General features: G+C 48.6%; 21 protein-coding genes. 1 reads left to right on the top strand and 20 read right to left on the bottom strand.

The annotated features are described in order from the left end of the window. The 14 genes from rsgA to G9F50_RS04400 all read right to left on the bottom strand — a co-directional run bounded on the left by rsgA (position 1) and on the right by G9F50_RS04400 (position 16023). Positions 1-891, bottom strand: a complete 891-nt coding sequence (gene rsgA, locus G9F50_RS04465; protein WP_007409752.1) for a ribosome small subunit-dependent GTPase A — start codon at positions 889-891, stop codon at positions 1-3. A gap of 14 nt (positions 892-905) precedes the next feature. Further along, positions 906-2849 (bottom strand): Stk1 family PASTA domain-containing Ser/Thr kinase, encoded by a 1944-nt coding sequence (pknB, locus tag G9F50_RS04460; protein WP_012117534.1) that lies wholly within the window; start codon positions 2847-2849, stop codon positions 906-908. Next, a complete protein-coding gene (locus G9F50_RS04455; protein WP_007409750.1) occupies positions 2843-3604 on the bottom strand; it encodes a Stp1/IreP family PP2C-type Ser/Thr phosphatase in 762 nt (253 codons plus the stop codon). Before G9F50_RS04455 ends, pknB begins: the two co-directional genes overlap by 7 nt. Positions 3605-3609: 5 nt before the next feature. Continuing rightward, a complete protein-coding gene (gene rlmN / locus G9F50_RS04450) occupies positions 3610-4701 on the bottom strand; it encodes a dual-specificity RNA methyltransferase RlmN (RefSeq protein WP_003154339.1) in 1092 nt (363 codons plus the stop codon). Between the two features lie 3 nt (positions 4702-4704). Then, the gene (gene rsmB, locus G9F50_RS04445; RefSeq protein WP_043021074.1) at positions 4705-6048 is read right to left on the bottom strand and encodes a 16S rRNA (cytosine(967)-C(5))-methyltransferase RsmB; all 1344 of its coding nucleotides are present in this window, start codon (positions 6046-6048) and stop codon (positions 4705-4707) included. Beyond that, entirely contained in the window at positions 6035-6988 is a 954-nt protein-coding gene (gene fmt / locus G9F50_RS04440; protein WP_012117531.1) for a methionyl-tRNA formyltransferase, read from the bottom strand. The genes rsmB and fmt overlap by 14 nt, the downstream gene beginning before the upstream one ends. A gap of 4 nt (positions 6989-6992) precedes the next feature. Continuing rightward, positions 6993-7475, bottom strand: coding sequence for a peptide deformylase (def, locus tag G9F50_RS04435; RefSeq protein WP_029325903.1), 483 nt, complete (start codon positions 7473-7475; stop codon positions 6993-6995). Positions 7476-7499: 24 nt separating this feature from the next. Further along, positions 7500-9911 (bottom strand): primosomal protein N', encoded by a 2412-nt coding sequence (gene priA, locus G9F50_RS04430; RefSeq protein WP_060561706.1) that lies wholly within the window; start codon positions 9909-9911, stop codon positions 7500-7502. Then, the gene (gene coaBC, locus G9F50_RS04425; RefSeq protein WP_003154345.1) at positions 9908-11128 is read right to left on the bottom strand and encodes a bifunctional phosphopantothenoylcysteine decarboxylase/phosphopantothenate--cysteine ligase CoaBC; all 1221 of its coding nucleotides are present in this window, start codon (positions 11126-11128) and stop codon (positions 9908-9910) included. The genes priA and coaBC overlap by 4 nt, the downstream gene beginning before the upstream one ends. A gap of 90 nt (positions 11129-11218) precedes the next feature. Beyond that, a complete protein-coding gene (gene rpoZ / locus G9F50_RS04420) occupies positions 11219-11422 on the bottom strand; it encodes a DNA-directed RNA polymerase subunit omega (RefSeq protein ID WP_003154346.1) in 204 nt (67 codons plus the stop codon). 3 nt (positions 11423-11425) lie between these two features. Continuing rightward, on the bottom strand, positions 11426-12040 hold the full coding sequence (gene gmk / locus G9F50_RS04415; protein ID WP_003154347.1) for a guanylate kinase: 615 nt from the start codon (positions 12038-12040) through the stop codon (positions 11426-11428). A 7-nt stretch (positions 12041-12047) separates the two neighbouring features. After that, positions 12048-12317, bottom strand: coding sequence for an extracellular matrix/biofilm regulator RemA (gene remA / locus G9F50_RS04410; RefSeq protein WP_003154355.1), 270 nt, complete (start codon positions 12315-12317; stop codon positions 12048-12050). 76 nt (positions 12318-12393) lie between these two features. Continuing rightward, a complete protein-coding gene (locus G9F50_RS04405) occupies positions 12394-13269 on the bottom strand; it encodes a YicC/YloC family endoribonuclease (protein ID WP_007409745.1) in 876 nt (291 codons plus the stop codon). An 81-nt stretch (positions 13270-13350) separates the two neighbouring features. Continuing rightward, entirely contained in the window at positions 13351-16023 is a 2673-nt protein-coding gene (locus G9F50_RS04400) for a calcium-translocating P-type ATPase, SERCA-type (RefSeq protein ID WP_025284709.1), read from the bottom strand. A gap of 119 nt (positions 16024-16142) precedes the next feature. On the opposite strand from G9F50_RS04400, the gene G9F50_RS04395 reads away from it, so the two are divergent. Then, a complete protein-coding gene (locus G9F50_RS04395; RefSeq protein WP_031378752.1) occupies positions 16143-17849 on the top strand; it encodes an Rqc2 family fibronectin-binding protein in 1707 nt (568 codons plus the stop codon). Positions 17850-18289: 440 nt separating this feature from the next. Here G9F50_RS04395 and G9F50_RS04385 read toward each other — a convergent pair whose 3' ends face one another. The 6 genes from G9F50_RS04385 to G9F50_RS04360 all read right to left on the bottom strand — a co-directional run bounded on the left by G9F50_RS04385 (position 18290) and on the right by G9F50_RS04360 (position 23311). Next, positions 18290-18778: a precorrin-2 dehydrogenase/sirohydrochlorin ferrochelatase family protein gene (locus G9F50_RS04385; RefSeq protein WP_022553365.1), complete on the bottom strand. Its 489-nt coding sequence runs from the start codon at positions 18776-18778 to the stop codon at positions 18290-18292. Continuing rightward, positions 18759-19544 carry a sirohydrochlorin chelatase gene (locus tag G9F50_RS04380; RefSeq protein ID WP_007409741.1) on the bottom strand — a complete coding sequence of 262 codons (786 nt, stop codon included), beginning with the start codon at positions 19542-19544 and terminating at the stop codon, positions 18759-18761. The genes G9F50_RS04385 and G9F50_RS04380 overlap by 20 nt, the downstream gene beginning before the upstream one ends. Beyond that, the gene (gene cobA, locus G9F50_RS04375; protein ID WP_060561707.1) at positions 19545-20318 is read right to left on the bottom strand and encodes a uroporphyrinogen-III C-methyltransferase; all 774 of its coding nucleotides are present in this window, start codon (positions 20316-20318) and stop codon (positions 19545-19547) included. A 124-nt stretch (positions 20319-20442) separates the two neighbouring features. After that, the gene (gene cysC / locus G9F50_RS04370; RefSeq protein ID WP_007611313.1) at positions 20443-21036 is read right to left on the bottom strand and encodes an adenylyl-sulfate kinase; all 594 of its coding nucleotides are present in this window, start codon (positions 21034-21036) and stop codon (positions 20443-20445) included. 13 nt (positions 21037-21049) lie between these two features. Beyond that, positions 21050-22198 (bottom strand): sulfate adenylyltransferase, encoded by a 1149-nt coding sequence (gene sat, locus G9F50_RS04365; RefSeq protein WP_007611312.1) that lies wholly within the window; start codon positions 22196-22198, stop codon positions 21050-21052. A 48-nt stretch (positions 22199-22246) separates the two neighbouring features. Further along, positions 22247-23311, bottom strand: coding sequence for a sulfate permease (locus G9F50_RS04360; RefSeq protein ID WP_015239832.1), 1065 nt, complete (start codon positions 23309-23311; stop codon positions 22247-22249). Between the last annotated feature and the right edge of the window lies 1 nt (position 23312).

The raw sequence follows: 23312 nt of genomic DNA, 5'->3' as shown, positions 1-23312 counted from the left end.
TTAATACCTCGGCTTTCTCTCTTTTATTTCCTGCATAAATTCTTTGTAATGCTCATAGCGGTACGGCTGAATCTCTCCTTCTTCCACCGCTTGCTTTACCGCGCATTTCGGCTCTTTAAGATGCAGACAGCCTCTGAATTTGCAAGAGGCGCTTATTTCTCTGATCTCAGGGAACGTGCTGCCCAGCTCTTCTTCCTCAATGCCGGTAAATTCAAGCGAACTGAACCCCGGAGTATCCGCCACCAGACCGCCTGATGTATGAATGAGCTCCACATGGCGCGTCGTATGTTTTCCGCGTCCCAAATGCGCGGAAATCTCGTTTGTTTTCAGCTCAAGCTCCGGGCTGATCGCATTTAAAAGCGAAGATTTTCCGACTCCGGACTGACCGGCAAACACCGTCGTTTTGTTCTCGAAGTGTTTCACAATGCCTGTTAAACCGCTGTTTTCTTTTGATGACGTCACATATACGTCATAACCGATCGCCTGATAGTCTTTCACGTAAGAAAGTATCGCCTCTTTCGATTCCCCGTCTGCAGCTAAGTCCATTTTGGTTATGCAGATGATCGGGTGAATGCCGTTGGCTTCCACAAGGACGAGAAAACGGTCCAATAAAGACGTGCTGAACGCCGGCTGAACGGCAGAAAAGACGAGAACGGCCTGATCGACATTTGAAATCGGCGGCCTGATCAGCTCGTTTGTTCGTTCTTTGATTTCCAGCAGGTAGCCTTCTTTATCATTTTCAGCCTGATAAACGGCATAATCGCCGACCAGGGGCGTTATTTTATTTTTTCTGAAAATGCCCCGGCCCCTGCATTGAATGATCTTGTCCTGTGATTCATCCAAGACATAATAGAATCCGCTTAACGCTTTTATAATTTTGCCCTCAGGCATAGGGTCCCTCCTTGTCAGTCATTATCTTTCGGGTATTCAATCGTTTTGTAGCTGACGACTTTATGATCGACCATCACTTGATAATACCCCTTCTGTCCCTGATCAATCTTCAGTTCAATTGTTTTTTCAGTCGGCTCTTTTATTTTAAATGAGTCATACGTATCAGAGATGCTGTGGTCCTTATCATCGATGGCGATTTGCACTTCAAGCTCGTCCCCTTCATGTTCGGGTTCGTAAGGAATGCTGATTTTTTCTTTTACCGTTTTCGCCGGTTTTTCTTCAGGTCCGAGCGAGAACGTCACTTCAACATTACTTCCCGGCTTAACCGCAGTGCCGGCTGCCGGCTCTTGCTTCATGACTTGTCCTTCCGGCACGTCATCTGAATGGGCTTGTTTTTCAACAAGCTGCAGGCCGTTATCTTCAAGATACCCTGAAGCCGCTTCTTTGCTGTAAGTCTTTAAGTCCCTCAGCGTAACATCCGCGGGGCCGAGGCTGACCGTTAGATTGACTTCATCGTCGCTTGCGACCATGTCGGTGCCGGCTGACGGGTTCTGATCAATTACGGTGCCGGCCTCGCTGTCATCGTTCTCTTCTTTGACATTGACATGTTTGAAGCCTTTTTCCTTCAGCGCTTTTTTTGCGTCGCCGATCTGCCGTCCTTTCACGTCGATCAGCTGGGTTTTCGGTTTTCCGATGCTTTTGTACAGTTTTACAGAAGAGCCTTCTTTAACGGTAGACCCCGCTTTTGGGTCCGTTTTGACCATTAATTCCTCTTCTATTTTTTCATCTTCAATGTCCGTTATATCAGGATCCGCCCGGAGCCCGTTCTTTTCAAGCAGGGCTTCCGCTTTTTCGTACTTCATGCCCCGTACGTCGGGGACGCTTACATCTTTAGGCATAAACAAAGACGGAAACACGGTAACCGCAAGAACAGCTGCCATAATGAAAATGAAACAGACGGCCAGCAAAACCCACGGCCATTTCCGTTTTTTCTTTTTGGCGGGCTGCTGTTCCTTATCATCCGTCTCCCCCGGCGTTTCCGCCTGAGGCGCGGCTTTTGCGCCGTCAGTAATAACGGGAATGGCTTTTGTCATTTCCTCATCATCCTGCACGGAAAATTTTTGTTCATTCAGCCTGCCGGCGTCAAAAGCCGTTCTGATGTCCGCTTCCATGTCCTCGGCGCTTTCATAGCGGTGAAACGGGTCTTTAGCGGTTGCCTTTAAAATAATGTTTTCGACGCTCTGCGGAATGGAAGGGTTCCACTTTCTGGCGGAAGGCGTTTCTGTTTGCAGATGCTTTAGCGCTATACTGACGGCTGATTCTCCGTCAAAAGGAATTTTACCTGTTAAAAGCTCAAACAGCACGATGCCGAGCGCGTAAATATCTGATTTTTTCGTTGCCAGACCGCCTCTCGCCTGCTCCGGAGACAAATAATGAACCGAGCCCAGCACAGAATTCGTATGTGTGATTGTCGTAGACGTAAGCGCTGTGGCGATGCCGAAATCCGTCACCTTGATATGCCCTAAATGATCTATCAATATATTGTGCGGTTTAATATCCCGGTGCACGATATGGTTTTGATGGGCATGGGCGATGGCCGAGACGATCTGCTCCATAACGGACAGCGCTTCTTTCGGATGAAGCGGTCCGTGTGCGTTTATGTATTCCTTTAATGTCATGCCTTCCACATATTCCATGACAATGTAATAAATATCGCCTTCCTCCCCGATATCGTAAATACTGACGATATTCGGATGATCGAGGCTTGATGCCGACTGTGCTTCTCTTCTGAAACGCCTGATAAAATCAATGTCATTCACAAAGTCAAACCGCAGAATTTTAATTGCGACTTCACGTTCGAGAATGATGTCCTCAGCTAAAAAAACGTTTGCCATTCCGCCGCCGCCAATGGGCCGGAGGATATGATAACGCCCGCTGATCCGCTTGCCGGTTAGCACTTGTCTTCACCCTCTTTTGCATCTGCGGAAAACTCAATCAACACAGCCGTGATGTTATCTTCGCCGCCGTTTTGATTCGCTTTGCTGATGAGAAGGTCTACTTTTTCCTGAGGATCAGATTCGGCTTGAAGCATTTGTTTGATCTCGTGATCTTCTATTTTATTTGACAGTCCGTCAGAGCATAAAAGCAGCTGATCGCCGTCAGACAGTTCAAAAGAACGGGCGTCGGGACTGATGGTTTCATCTGTCCCCAGCGCTCTCGTCAATACATTTTTCCGCGGATGGTGCTCGGCGTCCTCTTTCGAAATTTCTCCTGTCTTGACCAGCTCATTCACAAGCGAATGGTCTTCAGTCAGCTGAGTGAATTCCCCCTCTTGAAGCAGGTAGCACCGGCTGTCACCGATATGAGCCACAGTGACAAACTTCCCCGTGAATAAGGCGCAAACAACAGTGGTGCCCATTCCCCGGCATTCTTCATTCGCTTTAGCGTGGTCATGTACTTTAACATTCGCCTCATGAATCCGGTCTTTCAGCCAATCCTCGCAAGCAGACGGCAGAGAAGGAACCGTTTCGGTCCGGTTCCACTGCTCTTCCATCGCCGCAACCGCCATCCTGCTCGCTACATCTCCGGCAAGATGACCGCCCATGCCGTCGGCGACAACCGCAAGCACCGCGTCTTCTTTTGTGAAAATGCCCGCCGCATCTTCATTATGCCGGCGGACTTTACCTGTATCTGTTTTCAAGGCTGTAATCAACCTCTTCACCTCGTCTCGTCTTGACGCTCCTTCGCGCGAAGCTGACCGCAGGCCGCGTCAATGTCATGGCCTTGCTCTCTTCTGATCGTGACATTTACACCGCGGGATTTTAACGTTTTTTCAAATGCGAAAATCTGATCTCTCGGTGTGCGGACGTAATCCCGTTCAGGCACATAGTTTACCGGAATTAAATTGACATGGCATTTCACGTCTTTTAACAGTTCTGCAAGCTCTTCTGCATGTTCGACCTGATCATTTACGCCGCCGAACAGCCCGTATTCAAAGCTGATCCGTCTGCCTGTTTTCTCGATGTAATATTTGACGGCCTCCATAAGGTCAGGAAGCTTATAGGCTTTATTAATCGGCATCAGACGGCTTCTGATTTCTGTATTCGGAGCATGCAGAGAAATCGCGAAATTGATCTGCATTTTTTGATCCGCGAAATCGTAAATCTTCGGAATGATTCCGCTGGTGGAAACTGTGATATGACGCGCTCCGATGTTCAGCCCTTTATCGTGGTTAATGATTTTTAAGAAAGCGAGCATTTCATTGAAATTATCAAACGGCTCTCCGATTCCCATGATGACGACTGAGCTGACGCGTTCATCCGTTTCATCAAGCGCCTTTTGCACTTTCACGACTTGAGCGACGATTTCTCCCGCTTCAAGATTCCGTTTCAGTCCGCCGAGCGTTGACGCGCAAAATGTGCAGCCGATCCGGCAGCCGACCTGTGTCGTTACACATACAGAATTACCATACTCGTGTCTCATTAAAACCGTTTCGATCGTATAACCGTCATGAAGCTCAAATAAAAATTTCATCGTGCCGTCTTGAGATGTCTGTTTTACAGCCGTTTTCAGCGTTGTCAGCACAAAATTGCTCTCGAGTTTTTCACGCAGGCTTTTTGAGAGGTTTGTCATTTCATCAAATGAAGAAACCCGCTTTTCATAGAGCCATTCAAAAATCTGTGCTGCGCGGAACGGCTTTTCGCCATTCTCGGTCAGCCATTGTTTGATTTCATCTAATTCAAAAGAGTAAATGGACGGCTGCTCAGTCCGCAGCTCTTTCCGTACGCTTGTCTTTTTTAATTGTGTCATTTTTTATCCCTTCTTTCTCATGCTGCTAATAAAGAAACCGTCTGTTCCGAAATAATGCGGAAGAATTTGAAGGCTTCCATCCTGAACAAAGGGTCTCGCCTTTTCAGGCAGCCGCTTTTCAAGAGACAAATCGGGTTCAAACTCAGGGTGTTCTTGTATAAACGCATGCATAACTTCTTCATTTTCTGTCCGGTCCATTGTACACGTACTGTATACGAGTGTGCCACCTTTTTTTACTAATGGGGCGATTTCCCTTAAAATGCCGAGCTGGATTTCTGACAGCCGTCTGCTGTCCTCCGGCGTCTTCGTATATTTCATATCGGGTTTTCTTCTGATGACGCCGAAACCTGAGCAAGGGGCATCAACGAGAACACGGTCAAACCGTTCTGCGCCAAAGGCCTCTCCCGCTTTTCGCGCATCCATCGTTTGTGCGTCGATGATCGTAAGCCCGAGCCGTTCTGCGCCCTCTTTAATCAGCTTCACTTTATGGCGGTGAAGATCAAGCGATGTGAGGCTCCCCTCGTTCTCCATCAGTTCCGCAATGTGAGCCGACTTTCCGCCCGGTGCGGCGCATGCGTCTAAAACGGTTTCGCCCGGCTTCGGGTCCAGCGCCCGCGCGACAAGCATTGAGCTTTCATCCTGTATGGATACCCGGCCGTTTTGGAAAAATGCCGTGTTCGCGATACTTCCTTTTAAAAGCTTAATCGCATCAGGAGAAAGGTCTCCGGCTTCAGCTTCAAGACCGGCATTCTCCATCTCATTCAGCACCGTTTCCCTGTCGCTCTTTATGTGATTGACACGGAGCGTCTGCTTCGGCGGAATGAGATGAATCCGGCAGATCTTTTCAGCTGCCTCAAAGCCGTACGCCTCGACCCACTCTTTTACGAGCCACTCGGGATGGCTTGTCTCTGTGGAAAGACGGAGAACCGGGTCTTCAATTTCAGCGAATGACGGCGCCCCTTCACGCTGCAGGGAGCGGAGGATGCCGTTGACAAAGGACGCAATGCCCTTATGCCCGCGTTTTTTGGCGATCTCAACCGCTTCATGAATGGCGGCGCGATCCGGTATTTTTTCTAAATACTCCATTTGATACGCGGACAGACGAAGCAGCTGAATCACCCATGGCTTCACTTTATTCGGCTTGCGGATAAAAGGCTTCAGCATGTAGTCTAAGGCGATTTTATTTTGCAGTGTTCCGTAGACAAGCTCTGTCAGCAGTCCTCTGTCCTGATCGCTGAGCGTGTTCGTTTTGATAACCGATGTAAGAAGCAGGTTGCTGTATGCCTGATTTTGCTCAAGCTTCTCAAGCGCTTCAAGGGCGAGCTCCCGGACATTAATTTTCTTCATTTGCTTCTCCTAACACGTCACCGGGCTGCACATTTTTGCCTCTTACAAAATCTTCGCCCTTCATCCGTTTTTTTCCCGCCGGCTGCAGCTCAGTAATTAAAAGTGCGGTGCTGTTTCCTGATGCGACGACAATGCCGTTTTGCTCCGTGCGGATGACTGTTCCGGGCGCAGCTTCAGTTTTTGCCGCAACTTTTTCAGAAGCCCATACTTTCATATTTTGACCGTTCAAAGTTGTATAGGCGACAGGCCAAGGGTTTAAACCTCTGATCTGGTTGTAGATCTCTTCTCCGGGCTTTGCCCAATCAATCCGCTCCTGCTCACGCTTAATGTTAGGCGCGTAAGTCGCTTTTGATTCGTCCTGTTTGATCGGTTTAATATTTCCGGAAATGACGTTCGGGACGGTCTCTGACAAAAGCTTTGCCCCCGCTATGCTTAATTTGTCGTGAAGCGTGCCGACGTTATCCGTTTCATCAATTTCCACTTCGATTTTCGAAATCATATCGCCCGCATCAAGCTTTTCAACCATATACATGATTGTCACGCCCGTTTTCTTCTTGCCTTGGAGAATCGAATAATGTATCGGCGCTCCGCCTCTTAATTCAGGCAATAGTGACGCGTGTACGTTGATACAGCCGTATTTCGGGCCGTCCAGCAGCTGCTTGGGCAGGATCTGTCCGAATGCCGCCGTAACAATCAGGTCCGGCTTCAGGCTGAGCACTTTTTCTATTTCTTCTTCGAGCCTTACTTTTTCGGGTTGAAGCACGGGAATGCCGTGACGTTCAGCTTCAGCCTTTACAGGAGGGGGCGTCATGATTTTTTTTCTGCCTTTCGGGCGGTCAGGCTGCGTAACGACACCAACCACTTCATACCCGTCTTCAATAAGCGTGCGCAGGACGGGAACTGAAAAGTCGGGCGTTCCCATAAAAACGATCCTTGTCATCCAATCATCCTTCCATTTCTGCCAGTTCTTCTTCAGTGTAGTAAGCCGTAATTTTTGATGTGAATAAAATGCCGTCTAAATGATCCATTTCATGCTGAACGGCTCTGGCCAAAAAACCCTCCGCTTCTAAAATAAACGGTTTTCCTTTACGGTCGTGGGCTTTTACCTTTACGTAATCCGGGCGGGTGACATCGCCGTAAACCCCGGGAAAGCTTAAGCAGCCCTCGACTCCGGTCTGTTCACCGCTCTTTTCAAGAATAACCGGATTTACAAGGTCGATCCGGCCGCTTTCTTCACCGATGTCCACGACGGCCGCTCTTTTTAAAATGCCGATTTGCGGCGCGGCGAGGCCGACGCCATCCATTTCGAGCATCGTATCGTACATATCGTCAAGCAGTTTTTTTAATTTTTTATCAAATACTGTCACTTCATCGGCAGGTGTTTCCAGAACCTCCGCCGGGTGTGTGACGATTTTTTTCACAGCCAAAATTTTGCCCTCCAAAAACTAATGTTACATCAGCATGTACGGATTCATATCGATTGAAATCATTACATGCTTTTGCGCAATGTCGCGTTTATAGTGCTCCAGTATCTTTTTCAACTGAATCTGCAACTCGTTTTCCTGTCTGTATTTTATCACGCATTGATAGCGATATCTATCTTTGATCCTGGCGATCGGGGAAGCCGCCGGCCCGAGAATTTTCGTATCAGGCCCGCATCCCGCTCTTAAATAGTTTGTAATCTTTTCTGCGGTGACCGCGGCTTTTGCCGCTTCTTCATGAGAAACGGTCACCAGCGCCACGTAATAATAAGGCGGGTATGACTGGGCCCTTCTGTGCGCCATTTCCTGCTGAAAAAAAGTTTCATAGTCGTGCGTTTTCGTCAGCTGAATGCTGTAATGAGACGGTGTATACGTTTGAATGACCACCGTTCCCGGCTTTTCATGCCGCCCGGCCCGTCCGCTTACCTGCGTCAGCAGCTGGAATGTCTTCTCCGCGGCCCTGAAATCAGGGATGTGAAGCGTCGTATCTGCGCTTAATACTCCGACGAGCGTCACGTTCGGAAAATCAAGCCCTTTTGCGATCATTTGCGTACCGAGCAGGATATCCGCCTTCCCTTCACCGAACGCTGACAACAGTTTTTCATGGGCGCCTTTTCTTGAAGTGGTGTCCACATCCATCCTGATCACGCGCGCCTGAGGCAGCACTTTGGTAAGCTCCTCCTCCACACGCTGCGTGCCCGTGCCGAAAAAGCGGATATGTTCGCTGCCGCATTCCGGGCATGTTCCCGGGACAGGTTCCTCATGGCCGCAGTAATGGCATTTCAGCCTTTGTCCGTAGCGGTGATAAGTCATCGAAATGTCGCAATGCGGACATTGCGGCACATAACCGCAGTCCCGGCACATCACAAACGAGGAATACCCCCGTTTATTCAGAAAAAGGACGGCCTGCTCTTTTTTTGCAAGCTTCTCTTCCAGCTGTTCCATCAGCTCTCTTGAAAACATTGATCTGTTGCCGTTTCTCAGTTCTTCTCTCATATCAACGAGAGAAACGTCAGGCATGAGCTGGCGATTTACGCGATGTTTTAATGGAAGCAGCTCATAAACGCCTTTTTTCGCCCGCGCAAATGACTCCAATGTCGGCGTGGCGCTCCCGAGGACGACCGGACAGCTGTGATGCTCGGCCCGGCGGATGGCTACGTCCTTTGCATGATACCGCGGCATTTCCTCCTGCTTATAGGAAGATTCGTGCTCTTCATCAATAATGATCATGCCGAGATTTTCAAACGGGGCAAAGATGGCCGATCTGGCTCCGACGACAAGCCGGACTTCCTTGCGCTGAATCTTCCGCCATTCATCGTATTTTTCACCTGTGGATAATCCGCTGTGCATGACCGCAACCTGTGAGCCGAAGCGGCCTTTAAAACGGTTGACCATTTGCGGTGTCAACGAGATTTCCGGAACGAGCACGATGGCTTCTTGTCCTTTTGCCAGCACTTTTTCAATGGATTGCAGGTAAATTTCCGTTTTGCCGCTTCCCGTGACGCCGTGAAGCAGAAAGACGTGATGGACTTGATCGGCTACAGCTTGTTTAATCGGCTCAAAAGCGGCCTGCTGCTCTTCTGTAAGAGAGAGCGGCTCTGTTTTTTTGAACATTCTGTCCTGATAAGGATCGCGGTAAACCTCCTCATAGCTTTCCGTAAGAAGCCCCTTTTTAAGAAGCGTTTTCAGCGTCGCGGAACTGGAATCGGTCTTTTTGCAAAGCTCGGCCGCGGAAATCTTTGCTCCCCCGCCGATAAAATAAGTAAGCACGGCGAGCTGTTTAGAAGCCTGCTTTGTCAATGCATCTGCGTGCCGGGCGAGTTCTTCTTTGTCCGCCCCCGCTTCGATCATGCGGATCATTTTTTTATTCGTTTTTTGGGCGACTTTATATGTGACATCAATGCTTCCTTTGCGCACGAATTTTTGAAGTGACGAAAGAATGCTTTCATCGGTAATATCCGAGTACAGAAGACTTTTTTGATTCCTGAAAAGCTGTTTGATGTCCGGTGTCAGCGCTTCTTCGTCAACAACTTTCAGCTCTTTCTCGTACTTCGCCTTCAGTGCGGCGGGCAGCATTGCCTGAAGCGCCGTGATTTTAAACGACAGCGTTTTGTCAGAAAGCCATGAAGACAGCTGCATCAGTTCCTCAGTCAGAACGGGCGTCAAATCAAGAAGCTTCTCGACTTCCTTCATTGAGCCGCCGTTTAATTCAGACGAATCTTTCAAACCGGTCACAAATCCTTGAAGCTTGCGCGGGCCAAACGGGACAATCACCCGCATGCCGACTTCGATCATCCCTTTTAAATGATCGGGAATTTTGTAATCAAAGGGTCTGTCAATGTTTTTGGAGCTGACATCGACAATGACTTCTGCTACATTCATACGGGTTTTCGGTCCTCGGCTTTCAAAGCGGTCATTTCCTTCAGCATTTCAAAGGAAACGTCAAGTTTAGACATAAGCGCAAGCTCCCGTTTTCTTCCGTCCCGGAAATAGAAGGTGACGACATTCGTATCCGTGCCAAATCCGGCCCCTTCTGCTTTCACATCATTCGCAACGATCATATCAAGGTTTTTCTGTTCGAGTTTTCTGCGCGCATAGCGTTCGACGTCTTGCGTTTCAGCCGCAAATCCGACCAGCAGCTGGTGTGTTTTCCGTTCGCCGAGTTCTTTCAGTATGTCTGCCGTACGGTTGAATTCGATCACGAGCGAACCGTCTTTCTTCTTCATTTTGTGATCAGAAACAGCCGCCGGCGTAAAATCGGCCACGGCCGCCGTCTTAATCACCATGTCGCATGAATCAAACACAGAAAGCACGGCTTCTCTCATATCGGCTGCCGATTGCACAGGAAGAAACTGATACAGCCCGACTGGCGGCTCTATTGACACCGGGCCTGAAATCAGCGTCACCCGCGCCCCGAGACGGACAGCGGCTTCAGCAGCGGCGTAGCCCATTTTGCCGGTGGATTTATTTGTGAAGAAGCGGACAGGGTCCACGGCTTCGCGCGTCGGACCGGCCGTAATGACAATATGTTTTCCTTTCAGCGGCGCATCGTCTTCAGGCTCCTTAAAATGCTCTCTGACACGCTCAACAATAAGCTCCGGCTCCTCCAGCCTTCCTTTGCCGACATATCCGCATGCCAAATAGCCTTCACTCGGTTCGATAAAGCGGACCCCGTCCTGATAAAGCACAGAGATGTTCCGTTTCACCGCCGGATGATCATACATATGGACATTCATCGCAGGCGCCACCCAGACCGGGGCCTCAGCCGCCAGCACCGTCGTTGTGAGCATATCGTCAGCAATTCCGTTGGCAAGCTTGCCGATGATATTTGCCGTAGCGGGCGCGACAATAATTAAATCCGCCCAGTCAGCGGCATCAATATGAGAAATCACCTTCGGATTTTGTTCATTAAATGTATCTGTATATACTTCATTCCGGCTCAGCGCCTGAAATGTCAGCGGAGAAACAAACTCACGCGCGGACTCAGTCATAATCACTTTGACGTTTGCGCCGGCCTGAACCAGCTTGCTCGTGAGTGCGGAAGCTTTATAAACGGCAATTCCTCCGCTTACGCATAGCAAAATGTTTCGGTTTTTCATGAAGTCTTCTCCCCTTTATGAAAGCATTGGACAAATCCCAAACGGAAAAAAATAACAACCTATGTAGAGATAGGTTGCTACGTGTGCTTGTTATTCGCTGTCTTCTCTTTCAAACGAAAGCAGGCCCGCGTCAATTTCTTCTAAAGCTTTGCCTACATATTTGTGAGAAATGGTATGTTCAATCTGCTGGTCTTTTTTGATCTGCATTTCACGCGCGCGTCTTGCAGACACGGTCACCAGCGTATATTTAGAATCTAATTTATTCATTAAAGAGTCAATTGACGGATCTAACATAAGTTATTCTACCTCCAGCATTTTCTTATATCTCGGAGCGACGCGTTCACGTTTTAAGTGCTCGGCGAGAACGATTGCGTTAATCTTATCACAAGCCGTTTGGATATCGTCGTTTTCAACGACATAATCATACGCGTCCATCATTTCGATTTCAGCTTTTGCGGCATTCATTCTGTTTTCGATTAAATCGTCGGTTTCAGTTCCTCTTGTCACGATTCTGTTTTTCAGCTCAGAAAGACTCGGCGGCGCTAAGAAGATAAACAGGCCTTCCGGAAATGCATTCCGCACTTGGAGCGCGCCCTGCACTTCAATCTCTAAGAAGACGTCTTTTCCTTCTTGAAGCGTCTGTTCGACATAATCAACGGGCGTTCCGTAATAGTTGCCGACATATTCTGCCCACTCAAGCAGTTTGTTGTTTTCAATCATGCGTTCGAATTCATCTCTGGATTTAAAGAAATAATCGACGCCATCGACCTCGCCCTCTCTCGGGTTTCTCGTCGTGACTGAAATTGAGTATTCAAATTTCGTGTCCTGTTGTGAAAATATTGCTTGCCGAACCGTTCCTTTTCCAACTCCGGAGGGACCTGAGAGAACGATTAATAACCCTCTTTCTTTCATGCGGCAATTACCCCTGCCCTTCATCCATAATTTCTTCTTTCACAGAAAGTCTGTGTGCAACTGTCTCAGGCTGGACGGCAGATAAGATAATGTGATCACTATCCATGACGACAACTGCACGGGTTCTTCGTCCGTATGTAGCGTCTATTAGCATTCCGCGGTCTCTTGCATCCTGGATCATTCGCTTTATTGGCGCAGACTCCGGGCTGACAATCGAAATCATCCGATTGGCGGAGATGATATTGCCAAATCCGATATTAATCAGTTTAATCGTCATCTTCTACGTTCCCCCTGTAAAATAGACGTCTCTAGTGTAACCTGAAGAGGCCGTCTGTAAACAATACGCACAGTCGCTATTCTATATTTTGCACTTGTTCCTTCAATTTTTCAATAGAACTTTTCATTTCAACGACAAGCTTTGTGATTTGATGATCATTGGCTTTTGAGCCGATCGTATTCGCTTCCCGGTTAAGCTCCTGAACAAGGAAATCAAGTTTGCGGCCGACTGCCCCGCCTTCTTTTAATATATCACGGAATTGAACAAAATGGCTCTTCAATCTGGTAATTTCTTCCGTTATATCAGAACGATCGGCGAAAATGGCGCATTCCGTGATCAGCCTGCTTTCGTCGAGCGCATCCTCCGTCCATTCCTTCATTCGGGCGTAAAGACGCTCGCGGTATTGAATAACAACGGCCGAAGCGCGCTCTTTCACCTGTTCGGACAGCGTCTCAAGCCGCTCGATGTGCAGAAAGCAGTCTTCCGCCAAAAGCCGTCCTTCTTTTTCCCTCATGTCACAAAGTTCCTTTACAGCCAGCTCAGCGGCTTCCCTGATGACTTCTTCAAGCTTGTCATCACGCATCTGTTCTTCGTGTATCTGCGCAATATGTTCAAATTTAAAGAACTCCATTGCATCGGGTTCTGCGGCCAGGCTGTAGCGCTCTTTCATGACGCGTGCGGCGCTCACATATTCATCAAGGAGCTCCCAATCGATGTTCAGGCTTCTTTTTATGAGCGCGTCACTGTTTACAGTGAGAAACAGCTCTACTCTTCCGCGCTGTATATGCTGCAATATCGTTTGTTTCAGCTTATCCTCTACATATAGCAAAGGCCGTGGCAGGCGGGCGTTCACTTCTTTGAACCGGTAATTGACGGATTTCAATTCAACGGTTGCCGAGAGATCGCCTTTTGTGCTGCTTGCGCTGCCGAAGCCTGTCATACTCCGTATCATATGAAACACCCAATTCTTTCCCGTTATCAAAATAAAAGGGCAATAGATATGCTATTACCCCTAAGATTATATCATATGGAATTATTTTTTTCTTGTCAAAAGTGAACCCGCCAGCAAAAAAGTAGGTATGCCCGACATACCGATAATCAGCATCCAATCGCCCGGCGTAATCGGCACTGTTTTGAAAATCGGCTGCAGCGGCGGATAATAGATGACGATGACCATCAGGAAGATAGAAGAAATGATGGCCCCGAGCAGATAGATATTTTCAAACGGATTCCGGGAGAAAACAGACGTTTCGCTCCGGCAGTCAAACACGTGTATAAGCTGAGCCAGGACAAGAGTCGCGAATGCAACGGTCTGTGCGTAGGGCAGATTTTCAGGATTGCGGTGATAGACGATGATAAACGCTAAAATGGTTGCAGCTCCGATTAAAAACCCTCTTGATACGACTTTCCAGCCCAGTTTTCTCGCAAACACTCCTTCTTTCGGGTGCCGCGGCTTCCGCCTCATCAGGTCTCCTTCCGGCTGATCCATACCGAGGGCCATCGCCGGCAGCCCGTCAGTGACTAAGTTCACCCACAGTATCTGAATCGGAACGAGCGGCAGCGGCAGAGCGAGAAGCATCGCAAACAGCATCACTAAAATTTCACCGACGTTGGAGGCGAGCAAATAACGGACGAATTTTCTTATATTTTCATAGATATTCCGTCCCTCTTTTATGGCTGATTTAATCGTAGCAAAGTTATCATCTACCAGAATGAGAGAAGAGGCTTCCTTTGCCACATCCGTTCCCGTCACGCCCATGGCAACGCCGATATCTGCCTGCTTTATGGCCGGCGCGTCATTAACCCCGTCTCCCGTCATGGCGACGACGTGTCCGTTTTCCTGGAACGCTTTGACGATTTTCAATTTATGTTCAGGCGACACGCGTGCGAAGACGTAGACATCATCGACTGTTTCGATAAGTTCTTTCTCCGTAAGCTCATTCAGCGTCTTGCCGTCCATCACACGCCCCTTTTTCGGAAGAAGACGCAAATCTTTTGCAATGGCCTTTGCCGTTTCGACGTGATCCCCTGTGATCATAACCGTTTTAATGCCGGCTTCACGGCATTCTTTAATCGCCTGTCTGACCTCCGGACGGGGCGGATCAATCATGCCTGACAAGCCGAGTATCGTCAGATTTTTTTCCGCCTGCTCCATTGTCGGCTTTTCTCCGGGCTTAAGCGGTTTATAAGCAATCGCGATCGTACGCAAAGCTTGCGACGCCAGCTCTTTCAGAACCGCTTCCGTTTCTGCTTTCTTTTCTCCTGAAAATGGCGCGCTTCTTGCGTCGTACATCAGATGTGACGAGCGGTCAATCAGCACATCGGGCGCTCCTTTAGTGATGACGAACTGCTTTTTTTCCTGATCCTCTACAATGACGGTCATCATTTTGCGGACGGAGTCAAACGGAAACTCGGCAACCACGCGGTAGTGCCCGCTGAGCCAATCGTTTGAATAGCCGCCCTTTCTTGCAGCCGTCAGCAGCGCTCCTTCTGTCGGATCGCCGTCGAGTACATAATGGCCGTCTTTCAGTGCGATTTCGGATGTGTTGCACAACGCGCCGAAAACCAGCATCTGTTCAAGAATCTTCTCATCTTTCGGCTTGATTTCCCGCTCATCTCGGGTGAAAACGCCCTCCGGCTCATAGCCGATGCCTGACACTTTAAATGTTTTTCCCCCTGACCACATATGGGTGACGGTCATTTTGTTTTGTGTCAGCGTGCCGGTTTTATCAGAACAAATGACAGAGGCGCAGCCCAATGTTTCAACCGCCGGGAGCTTTCTGACAATTGATTTTTGTTTGATCATGCGCTGGACGCCGATTGATAATGCCACCGTAACAATAGCGGGAAGCCCTTCCGGAATCGCGGCGACGGCCAATGACACCCCGGCCAAAAACATGCTGTAAAGCTCATGTCCCTGTAAGACGCCGACTGCAACGACCAATACCGTTAAAAGGAGCGCGACGATAATTAAAATTTTGCCGAGCTCTTCAAGTCTTCGCTGCAGCGGTGTTGAAAGGCTGCCGGCGGATTCCAGCATATCGGCGATTTTCCCCATTGCCGTATTCATTCCTGTACCGACGACGACGCCGACACCGCTGCCGCGCGTTACGATCGTACCCATAAACGCCATATTGCTGATGTCGCCTAACGAAACATCCGGCTTTCTCAGTTTATCAGCTTGTTTAACCACCGGAATTGATTCCCCGGTCAGCGCCGATTCCTCAATTTCAAGGCTTTTCGCTTCAACAATCCGCACATCCGCGCCAATCCGGTCGCCGCTTGAAAATTTCATGATATCGCCGGGAACGAGCTCCTTGGACTGAATTTTCTTCCAGCTCCCGTCCCGCAACGCTGACACATACGGCGTTGACAGCTCTTTTAATGCGTGTAAAGACTTTTCCGCACGCCGCTCTTGAAAAAAACCGAGAACCCCATTGACAAATACAATCGCCATAATCGCTACGGCATCTACATATTCGCCTAAAAACCCGGATATTAAGGTTGCCGCCAGCAGCACAAGCACCATAAAATCTTTAAATTGGGCGAAAAACACGGCGATCGCCGGTGTCCTCTTGCCCTCCTGAAGCTCGTTCGGTCCGTGCTTTTCAAGGCGTTTTTTCACCTCTTTTTCGGTCAACCCCTGTTTAATGGACGTATTTGTTGCTTTCAGCAAATCGGTTTGTCCCATTTCATGAAACTTCATTCTTCTCGTCCACTCCCCTGCCTCGCTTTAGAGATGTCACTCTGTAAACAAGCTTATTCTGACTCGTCCCTTTTCATGCTATAATTATCGAATGCAGGAAGAAGGAAAGGGTGTTTTATATGTCTTTTGATGGCATGTTTACATACGGAATGACACATGAATTAAACAGCCGGATCGCCGGAGGCCGGATTACGAGAGTCCATCAGCCTTTTAAGCATGATGTGATATTTCATATCCGCGCTAACGGAAAAAACCATAAATTATTATTATCGGCGCATCCGAGCTATTCACGGGTGCACATGACAAACCAGGCCTATGAAAATCCGAGCGAGCCGCCGATGTTTTGTATGCTGCTCAGAAAGCATATAGAAGGCGGATTTATTGAGAAAATAGAACAGGCCGGATTAGACCGGATTATGATATTCCGGATAAAAAGCAGAAATGAAATCGGCGACGAAACCGTCAGAACGCTGTATGTTGAAATTATGGGACGGCACAGCAATATTATTCTGACTGACGGAGAAGGAGCCATCATCGACGGGCTGAAGCATTTATCTCCGTCGATGAACAGCTACCGGACCGTTCTGCCGGGCTATGATTACAAGCTTCCTCCCGCTCAGGAAAAAATTTCGCCGCTTGCCGCGGATGAAGAGGACGTTTTGCGTTATCTCAGTTTTCAAGAAGGACGGCTTGACCAGCAGATCGTCAGACATTTCTCCGGTGTTTCTCCGCTGTTTGCAAAAGAAGCCGTGCACAGAGCGGGCCTCGCTAACAAAATAACGCTGCCGAAGACGCTGATTGAAATGTTCCATGCCGTGAAAGATTGCAGGTTTACACCGAACATTACGACAGCCGGCGGAAAGGAATACTTTTATCTCCTGTCTCTCACACATGTAAACGGTGAGGAGCGCACCTTTCACTCGCTGAGTGAACTGTTGGACCGGTTTTATTTCGGCAAGGCGGAACGCGACCGCGTCAAACAGCAGGCTCAGGATCTCGAGCGGTTTGTCGCAAATGAACGGAAAAAGAACGCCAATAAGATAAAAAAGCTGGAAAAGACGCTCGACTACTCAGAAAATGCGAAGGAATTCCAGCTATACGGCGAACTGCTGACGGCGAATTTGTACATGCTGAAAAAAGGTGACAAAGAAGCGGAAGTCATCAATTATTATGATGAAGAAAGTAAGACAGTGACCATCCCTTTAAATCCGAACAAAACACCGTCAGAAAACGCGCAGATGTATTTTACAAAGTATCAAAAGGCGAAGAATTCCGTCGAGGTGGTAAAAGAACAGATCCGTCTGGCTGAGGAGGAAATCGCTTATTTCGATCAGCTGATCCAGCAGCTCTCCTCCGCCTCCACAAAGGATATTCACGAAATAAGGGAGGAGCTCGTGGAAGGCAAATATCTGCGACCGAAACAGCAGCGAGGACAGAAAAAACAGAAGCAGCACGTTCCTGTTTTGGAGCAATATGAATCTTCACGGGGATTGACGATTCTTGTCGGCAAAAACAATAAACAAAATGAGTACTTAACGACAAAAGCTGCCGCAAGGGATGATTTATGGTTCCACACGAAAGACATTCCGGGTTCCCACGTTGTGATTAAAAGCAGCGATCCGGATGAACAATCCATACTGGAGGCGGCTGCGATCGCCGCTTATTTTTCCAAGGCGAAAGATTCCGGCTCCGTTCCCGTTGATTATACAAAAATCAGACACGTGAAAAAGCCAAACGGCGCAAAGCCCGGATTTGTCACCTATGACAGCCAGCATACCGTATTTGTCACACCTGATGCCGACCTTGTCATACGGCTGAAAAAATAAACGCACCTCCAAGCTGAAACCCGCACTCAGCTTGGAGGTGTTTTTTATTACGTATAAACGGAGACGAAACTCTCCCAGCCGTCAGAACCGATTTTTACAATATCTGTTCAGTTCCCCGTCATGTCTGCCTGATCCGCCGGGCCGTCTCTGATTAAAACGGTCACACCTGATTTGGCGGCGGATACTGTCACCTTCCCTCGCCGCACCTGAGCACATCCGGGCAGTCAATATAATCATGCCGGGTCTCTGACCGTTCCTTTGTATGCGGGCGGAATCCAGGCGGCATTGGGATCAGATACATATTCCGCATCACTTCGCAATTCTGACCTCTTGCCGGCATATACCGTTCAAACTGCCCGCTTTCGTTTTGAATTGTTCACATTCGGGGACTGTGAGAACAGTATAAAAAACACCCTGCCTGATGACAGACAAGGTGTTTTTTATGGTCTTCTTCTTTTCTCAAATAATCGATCCACTTCTTCAGCCAAATCAGCAGTAATGAGAGGCTCTATGTCCTCAGCCAGTCTTTTCGTATGTGCCGGGCTTGCGCCGCTTGTTGATACGGATACTTGAATGCGCCCTTTGCGGATGATCTTCGGCATATACACGCTGCCCTGTTCAGCCTCGCTTACACAATTGACCAGCTGCGTTTCAGAAGCGCTCGCGGCTATCTCCTGATTTACGCTGCGGTCATTTGTCGCGGCAATGATGAAAAAAGCGGGCGCGAGATCCTTCATTTCAATTTTACGGGAAACCCAGCGGATGCGCCCTTCATCCGCCAGCTGTTTAATTTCGGGCAGGGCATCGGGACTGATTACAGTAATATCCGCGCCTTCCGGAAGCACCGTTTTGAGCCTTCTTAAGGCAACATTGCCTCCGCCCGCGATGATAATTCTTTTTCCGCTTAAATTAATGTGCAGAGGCAGCATACTGTCCCCCCTTAAAATCAAACTGACCGCCGGGGTTTCGAACAGCTTCTGACACACGGTTCAAAAACGCCTGCTTAATATGCGGGTGAAAACCTAAGTATGAAGCGAGATGAACATTTTGATTGACCGTTTGAAGCTTTTGAACTTCCCGTTCAATCTCAGTCATTAAAAGCCCGGTAAACAGAAGATATGGAACGATAAAAACGGGTGCTCCGTCATCCTCTTCAAGGCCGGCAAACACTTCTTTATAGTGCGGATCACATGCTGTTAAAAAACAAGGGATGACTTCTTTAACAGGTGTAATCGCCTCAAGTTTTCCGGCAATCTCACTGACTGCGTTCTTAACTGCCGGATCTGTGCTTCCTCTTCCGATCAGCACCACTTTCGCCTGCTCAATGGGCACTCCGGTATCTTCAATGCGATGATGCACCGCTTTTACGACTTCATCGTCCACTCCGATCGGAACACCATATGTCACTTTTATATCGGGATGCAGGGCCGCCGCACGGGCGATTTCAGCCGGAATGTCATGTTTTGCGTGGGCAGCGGTCAACAGCAGTAAAGGCACGGCCGCAATATGAGTGGCGCCTTGTCTGACACATGCTTCAAATCCCGCTTCAATAGACGGTTCCTGCAGTTCTAAAAAACAAATTTCCTGAATGGGAGCGTCAGCGTGCGGCATGCACCCTTTTAAAAACGCCGCCGACTCTGTCTGCGCTTTTTTCAGCCTGCTTCCGTGCCCGATGTATAAAATCGCCTGCTTCATTTACAACGCCTCGCTCAAATCCAGATTTTTCTGATCAGATGCATACCAGTCCAGTTTACAGTGATAATTGACGACATCACCGATAACAATTAAGCTCGGGTTTTTGATTTCTTCTTTTATCACTGTGTCTGAAAGCGTGCCGACGGTGCAGACGACTGTTTTTTGCCTGTCCGTCGTTCCCCAATGAATAAAGGCTGCCGGGGTGCCGCCGTCTCTGCCGTTTTCCAGCAGCATTCTTTCAATCTGCCGGATATTTTTAATTCCCATATAAATCACCAGCGTATCAATGCCCGTCGCCAGCGCTTTCCATTTTTCTTCAAAGTCGTCTTCTTGTTTATAATGTCCCGTAACGAATGCGACATTGGAGCTCGCCTCTCTGTGCGTCACGGGAATGCCGGCATAAGCAGCAGCCGCGATTCCTGATGTAATGCCGGGAACGATCTCAAACGGAATGGCGTTTTGCGCGAGAGCCTCCGCTTCTTCGCCTCCGCGGCCGAAAACAAACGGGTCGCCTCCCTTGAGCCTTACAACGGTTTTCCCCTTTTTCGCATACTTCACAAGGAAATGGTTGATCGTATCCTGTTTCATAATGTGAAAATCCGGGAGCTTTCCGCAGTAAATCAGATCCGCTTCTTCTCCGGCATACTGTAAAATCTCTTTGCTTACCAATCTGTCATATAATATAACGTCCGCTTTCTGTATGGCTTTCATTGCCTTCACCGTTAATAAGTCCGGATCTCCCGGACCGGCTCCAACGATAAATACTTTCCCCATAGCATGTCTCCCCGATCCGTTTTGAAATCTTCCCAGAACAGCCGCGAGGCCGCACTTCAGCTATTTTACCATATCCCGCCATTGCGGGGGATATCCGGCTGATTGCGCGGCCTTTTTGGACCTATTATGCTAAGCTGTTTTTCACAAAGTCAACCAGTCTTCCGGTGCATTCTTCGCGTTCACATTTGCCTGAATCAAGTACGAGCTCTGGCGCTTTCGGCTCTTCATACGGTGAGTCGATCCCCGTAAAGAACGGAATTTCACCATTTCTTGCTTTTTTATATAAACCTTTCGGATCGCGCTTTTCACATATATCGAGGTCGCATTTCACATAGATTTCATTAAATTCGCCCTCCGCTACAAGCTCTCTCACCTGATCTCTGTCCTCACGGAACGGAGAAATAAAAGCCGTGATGACGATGGTTCCCTGCTGAACGAAAAGCTTCGCCACTTCCCCGATGCGGCGTATATTTTCCTTGCGGTCATCATCGGAAAAACCTAAGTCCTTGTTTAAGCCGTGGCGGATGTTATCACCATCAAGCACGATGACTTGATAGCCTTGTTCAAACAGCTCGCGCGCTGCGGCGTTTGCAATCGTGGATTTACCTGAACCGCTTAAGCCCGTCAGCCAGAGGATAGAGCTTTTATGCTTGTTTTTCTGCTGGTATTCTTCTTTCGTTATTGAGGCTTCATGCCACACGATATCACGATTTGTCACTCTATTTTCCTCCTTAAGAAACGCCTGCTTCTTCTTTCGTTTTCAGCCCTTTAATCAACACCTCGACAACTTCAGGACGGCTGAATTCCGCCGGCGGCATGACGCCGCTTCGCAGCATTTCTCTGACCTTTGTTCCTGACAGAATGACGTGGTCTTCTCTGTCATGCGGGCATGTTTTGGCCGTTCCCATGTTGCCGCATTTCCGGCAGAAGAAGCTGTGCTCGAATTTCATCGGTGTAATCCCGAGTTCATCCGCTGTAAATTGATCAAACAGCTCTTGCGCTTCATATGTGCCGTAGTAATCACCGACGCCGGCATGATCGCGGCCGACGATAAAATGCGTGCAGCCGTAGTTTTTGCGGACAAGCGCGTGGAAAATGGCTTCTCTCGGCCCCGCATACCGCATAGCCGCCAAAAATACGCCGAGGAACACGCGGTCTTTCGGATAATAATGATCGAGCAGCACCTGGTAGCTTTCCATTCTGACATCCGCCGGAATGTCATCTGATTTTGTTTCACCGACGAGCGGGTTCAAAAACAGGCCGTCAACCGTCTCAAGCGCGGTTTTTTGGATATATTCGTGGGCGCGGTGAACCGGATTTCTCGTTTGGAAACCGACAATGGTTTTCCAGCCCTTTTCTTCGAAGCTTCGTCTTGTATCGGCAGGTTCAAATGTAAACTCGGGAAACTGCTTTGACGCTTTTTTAATTAATGTGATCGGCCCGCCGACATACGTATCGCCGCGTGAAAATAATTTTTTCACGCCCGGATGCGCGGCATCATCGGTTTTATATACGTGAACGGCTTCTTTTTGTTTATCCGGCGTATAAATATCTTCGATGTCGACTACGCCGTATGTTTCTCCGCCGTAAGTCAGTTTCACCGTGTCGCCGACGGCAAGCTCAGCCGCTTTTTCTGAATCGACCGGAAGCGTGATCGGCAGGGACCAGACAACCCCGGATGCCAGACGCATATTTTCAACGACTGACACGTAATCTTTTTCTGTGAAAAATCCTTCAATCGGGCTGTACCCCCCGATCCCGATCAGCTCTAAATCAGCGAACGAAATCAAATCAAGCTCAATTTCTTTTTGGACGGATGTAAGATCATACTGCTCATTTACCCGATTAATTAATGTTCCTCCGTGCGGTGCTAAACTCATAATACATGATTCCTCCCAGTTAACAGATAAATAAACTCAGATTAATAGTTAAATGCCTCCGCCTTGTTCATGGACAGAGCGTTTCTCTTTTCGGATGGCTTTCATCAGACTGGCGGCTCCGCCAGCTGCCAAAAGCACGCTGGCCATCATAAAGATGGAATAATAATCTCCTTTTAACAGCAGGGAGACAAGCAAATACGAAATCGACAGTGACAAAAACGGTGAAACGACCCATACTTTGAGCATCGTTTTCACGACTTCTTTATGAAAAACGTTCGGCCCGTTTTTGGCCATTCCGATACCGATAATTGATGATGATGTGACTTGCGCCAATGGGACCGGCAGACCGAAGACGGAACTGATAATGACAAGCCCCGCGCCGGTTCCTGAAAGCAGTATGCCTTCTCCGGCTGAAAATCTCGTAATCTTTTTCCCGTTGGTTTCAAGCACTTTGCGTCCTAAAAGCAGAGCGCCGAGAGCGACAAAGATGCCTCCGTACAGCGTTCCTTTGGACACGCTGAGCACGCCCGCAGCAACCAAAGGGCCCACCGCATTTGCGACATTGTTCATTCCGGCTGAAAAAGCTTCCCAAAACCCCGCAATCAGCAGCACAATCCCTAAAATCTTCTGTTTCCGACTCGAAATGACTCGAATATTCAGAGAACTGAATACCTTCGAGACGAGAAACGTGAAACAGAACGCGACAAACGGTACAAGCACCCAAAAAATCACGATGACCAAAAGATGCTGTAAAAACAATACTTTGTACGCGACGCCGACACCGACAATCGCCCCGACAGTGACCTCACTCGTCGACAGCGGAATGCCGAGCACATTCGCCGTGAATAATGATAGCGCCGCCGATCCGATAATAATGCAGACAATGGTGAGCGTAATGGTTTGTTCGGGAATGATTCCGCCGCTGATCGTTTTAACGACTTCTCCGCCGCCGATAACCGCCCCTGACAGGACTCCGGCCGCGCAGATGATCAGCGCATACGTTTTCTTTTTAACGGCGCCGGACCCATAAGCGACTCCCATTGAAGCCGCGGCTCCGCTTGCTCCGATATTCATGGCAAAAAACAGGCAGAATAAAATAGCGGCTAATTCCATC

The sequence above is a fragment of the Bacillus sp. EKM206B genome (assembly GCF_011066015.1).
Taxonomy (GTDB): domain Bacteria; phylum Bacillota; class Bacilli; order Bacillales; family Bacillaceae; genus Bacillus; species Bacillus velezensis.
The sequence above is the reverse complement of the archived record's forward strand: the minus strand, read 5'-3'. Positions and strand labels throughout refer to the sequence as shown.

What these genes read in the sequence shown, in the direction of transcription:
- rsgA (WP_007409752.1), bottom strand. Translation starts at nt 891, where the DNA reads ATGCCTGAGGGCAAAATTATAAAAGCGTTAAGCGGATTCTATTATGTC.
- rlmN (WP_003154339.1), bottom strand. Translation starts at nt 4,701, where the DNA reads ATGACACAATTAAAAAAGACAAGCGTACGGAAAGAGCTGCGGACTGAG.
- rsmB (WP_043021074.1), bottom strand. Translation starts at nt 6,048, where the DNA reads ATGAAGAAAATTAATGTCCGGGAGCTCGCCCTTGAAGCGCTTGAGAAG.
- fmt (WP_012117531.1), bottom strand. Translation starts at nt 6,988, where the DNA reads ATGACAAGGATCGTTTTTATGGGAACGCCCGACTTTTCAGTTCCCGTC.
- priA (WP_060561706.1), bottom strand. Translation starts at nt 9,911, where the DNA reads ATGAATGTAGCAGAAGTCATTGTCGATGTCAGCTCCAAAAACATTGAC.
- coaBC (WP_003154345.1), bottom strand. Translation starts at nt 11,128, where the DNA reads ATGAAAAACCGAAACATTTTGCTATGCGTAAGCGGAGGAATTGCCGTT.
- rpoZ (WP_003154346.1), bottom strand. Translation starts at nt 11,422, where the DNA reads ATGTTAGATCCGTCAATTGACTCTTTAATGAATAAATTAGATTCTAAA.
- gmk (WP_003154347.1), bottom strand. Translation starts at nt 12,040, where the DNA reads ATGAAAGAAAGAGGGTTATTAATCGTTCTCTCAGGTCCCTCCGGAGTT.
- remA (WP_003154355.1), bottom strand. Translation starts at nt 12,317, where the DNA reads ATGACGATTAAACTGATTAATATCGGATTTGGCAATATCATCTCCGCC.
- G9F50_RS04405 (WP_007409745.1), bottom strand. Translation starts at nt 13,269, where the DNA reads ATGATACGGAGTATGACAGGCTTCGGCAGCGCAAGCAGCACAAAAGGC.
- G9F50_RS04400 (WP_025284709.1), bottom strand. Translation starts at nt 16,023, where the DNA reads ATGAAGTTTCATGAAATGGGACAAACCGATTTGCTGAAAGCAACAAAT.
- G9F50_RS04395 (WP_031378752.1), top strand. Translation starts at nt 16,143, where the DNA reads ATGTCTTTTGATGGCATGTTTACATACGGAATGACACATGAATTAAAC.
- G9F50_RS04385 (WP_022553365.1), bottom strand. Translation starts at nt 18,778, where the DNA reads ATGCTGCCTCTGCACATTAATTTAAGCGGAAAAAGAATTATCATCGCG.
- G9F50_RS04380 (WP_007409741.1), bottom strand. Translation starts at nt 19,544, where the DNA reads ATGAAGCAGGCGATTTTATACATCGGGCACGGAAGCAGGCTGAAAAAA.
- cobA (WP_060561707.1), bottom strand. Translation starts at nt 20,318, where the DNA reads ATGGGGAAAGTATTTATCGTTGGAGCCGGTCCGGGAGATCCGGACTTA.
- sat (WP_007611312.1), bottom strand. Translation starts at nt 22,198, where the DNA reads ATGAGTTTAGCACCGCACGGAGGAACATTAATTAATCGGGTAAATGAG.
- G9F50_RS04360 (WP_015239832.1), bottom strand. Translation starts at nt 23,311, where the DNA reads ATGGAATTAGCCGCTATTTTATTCTGCCTGTTTTTTGCCATGAATATC.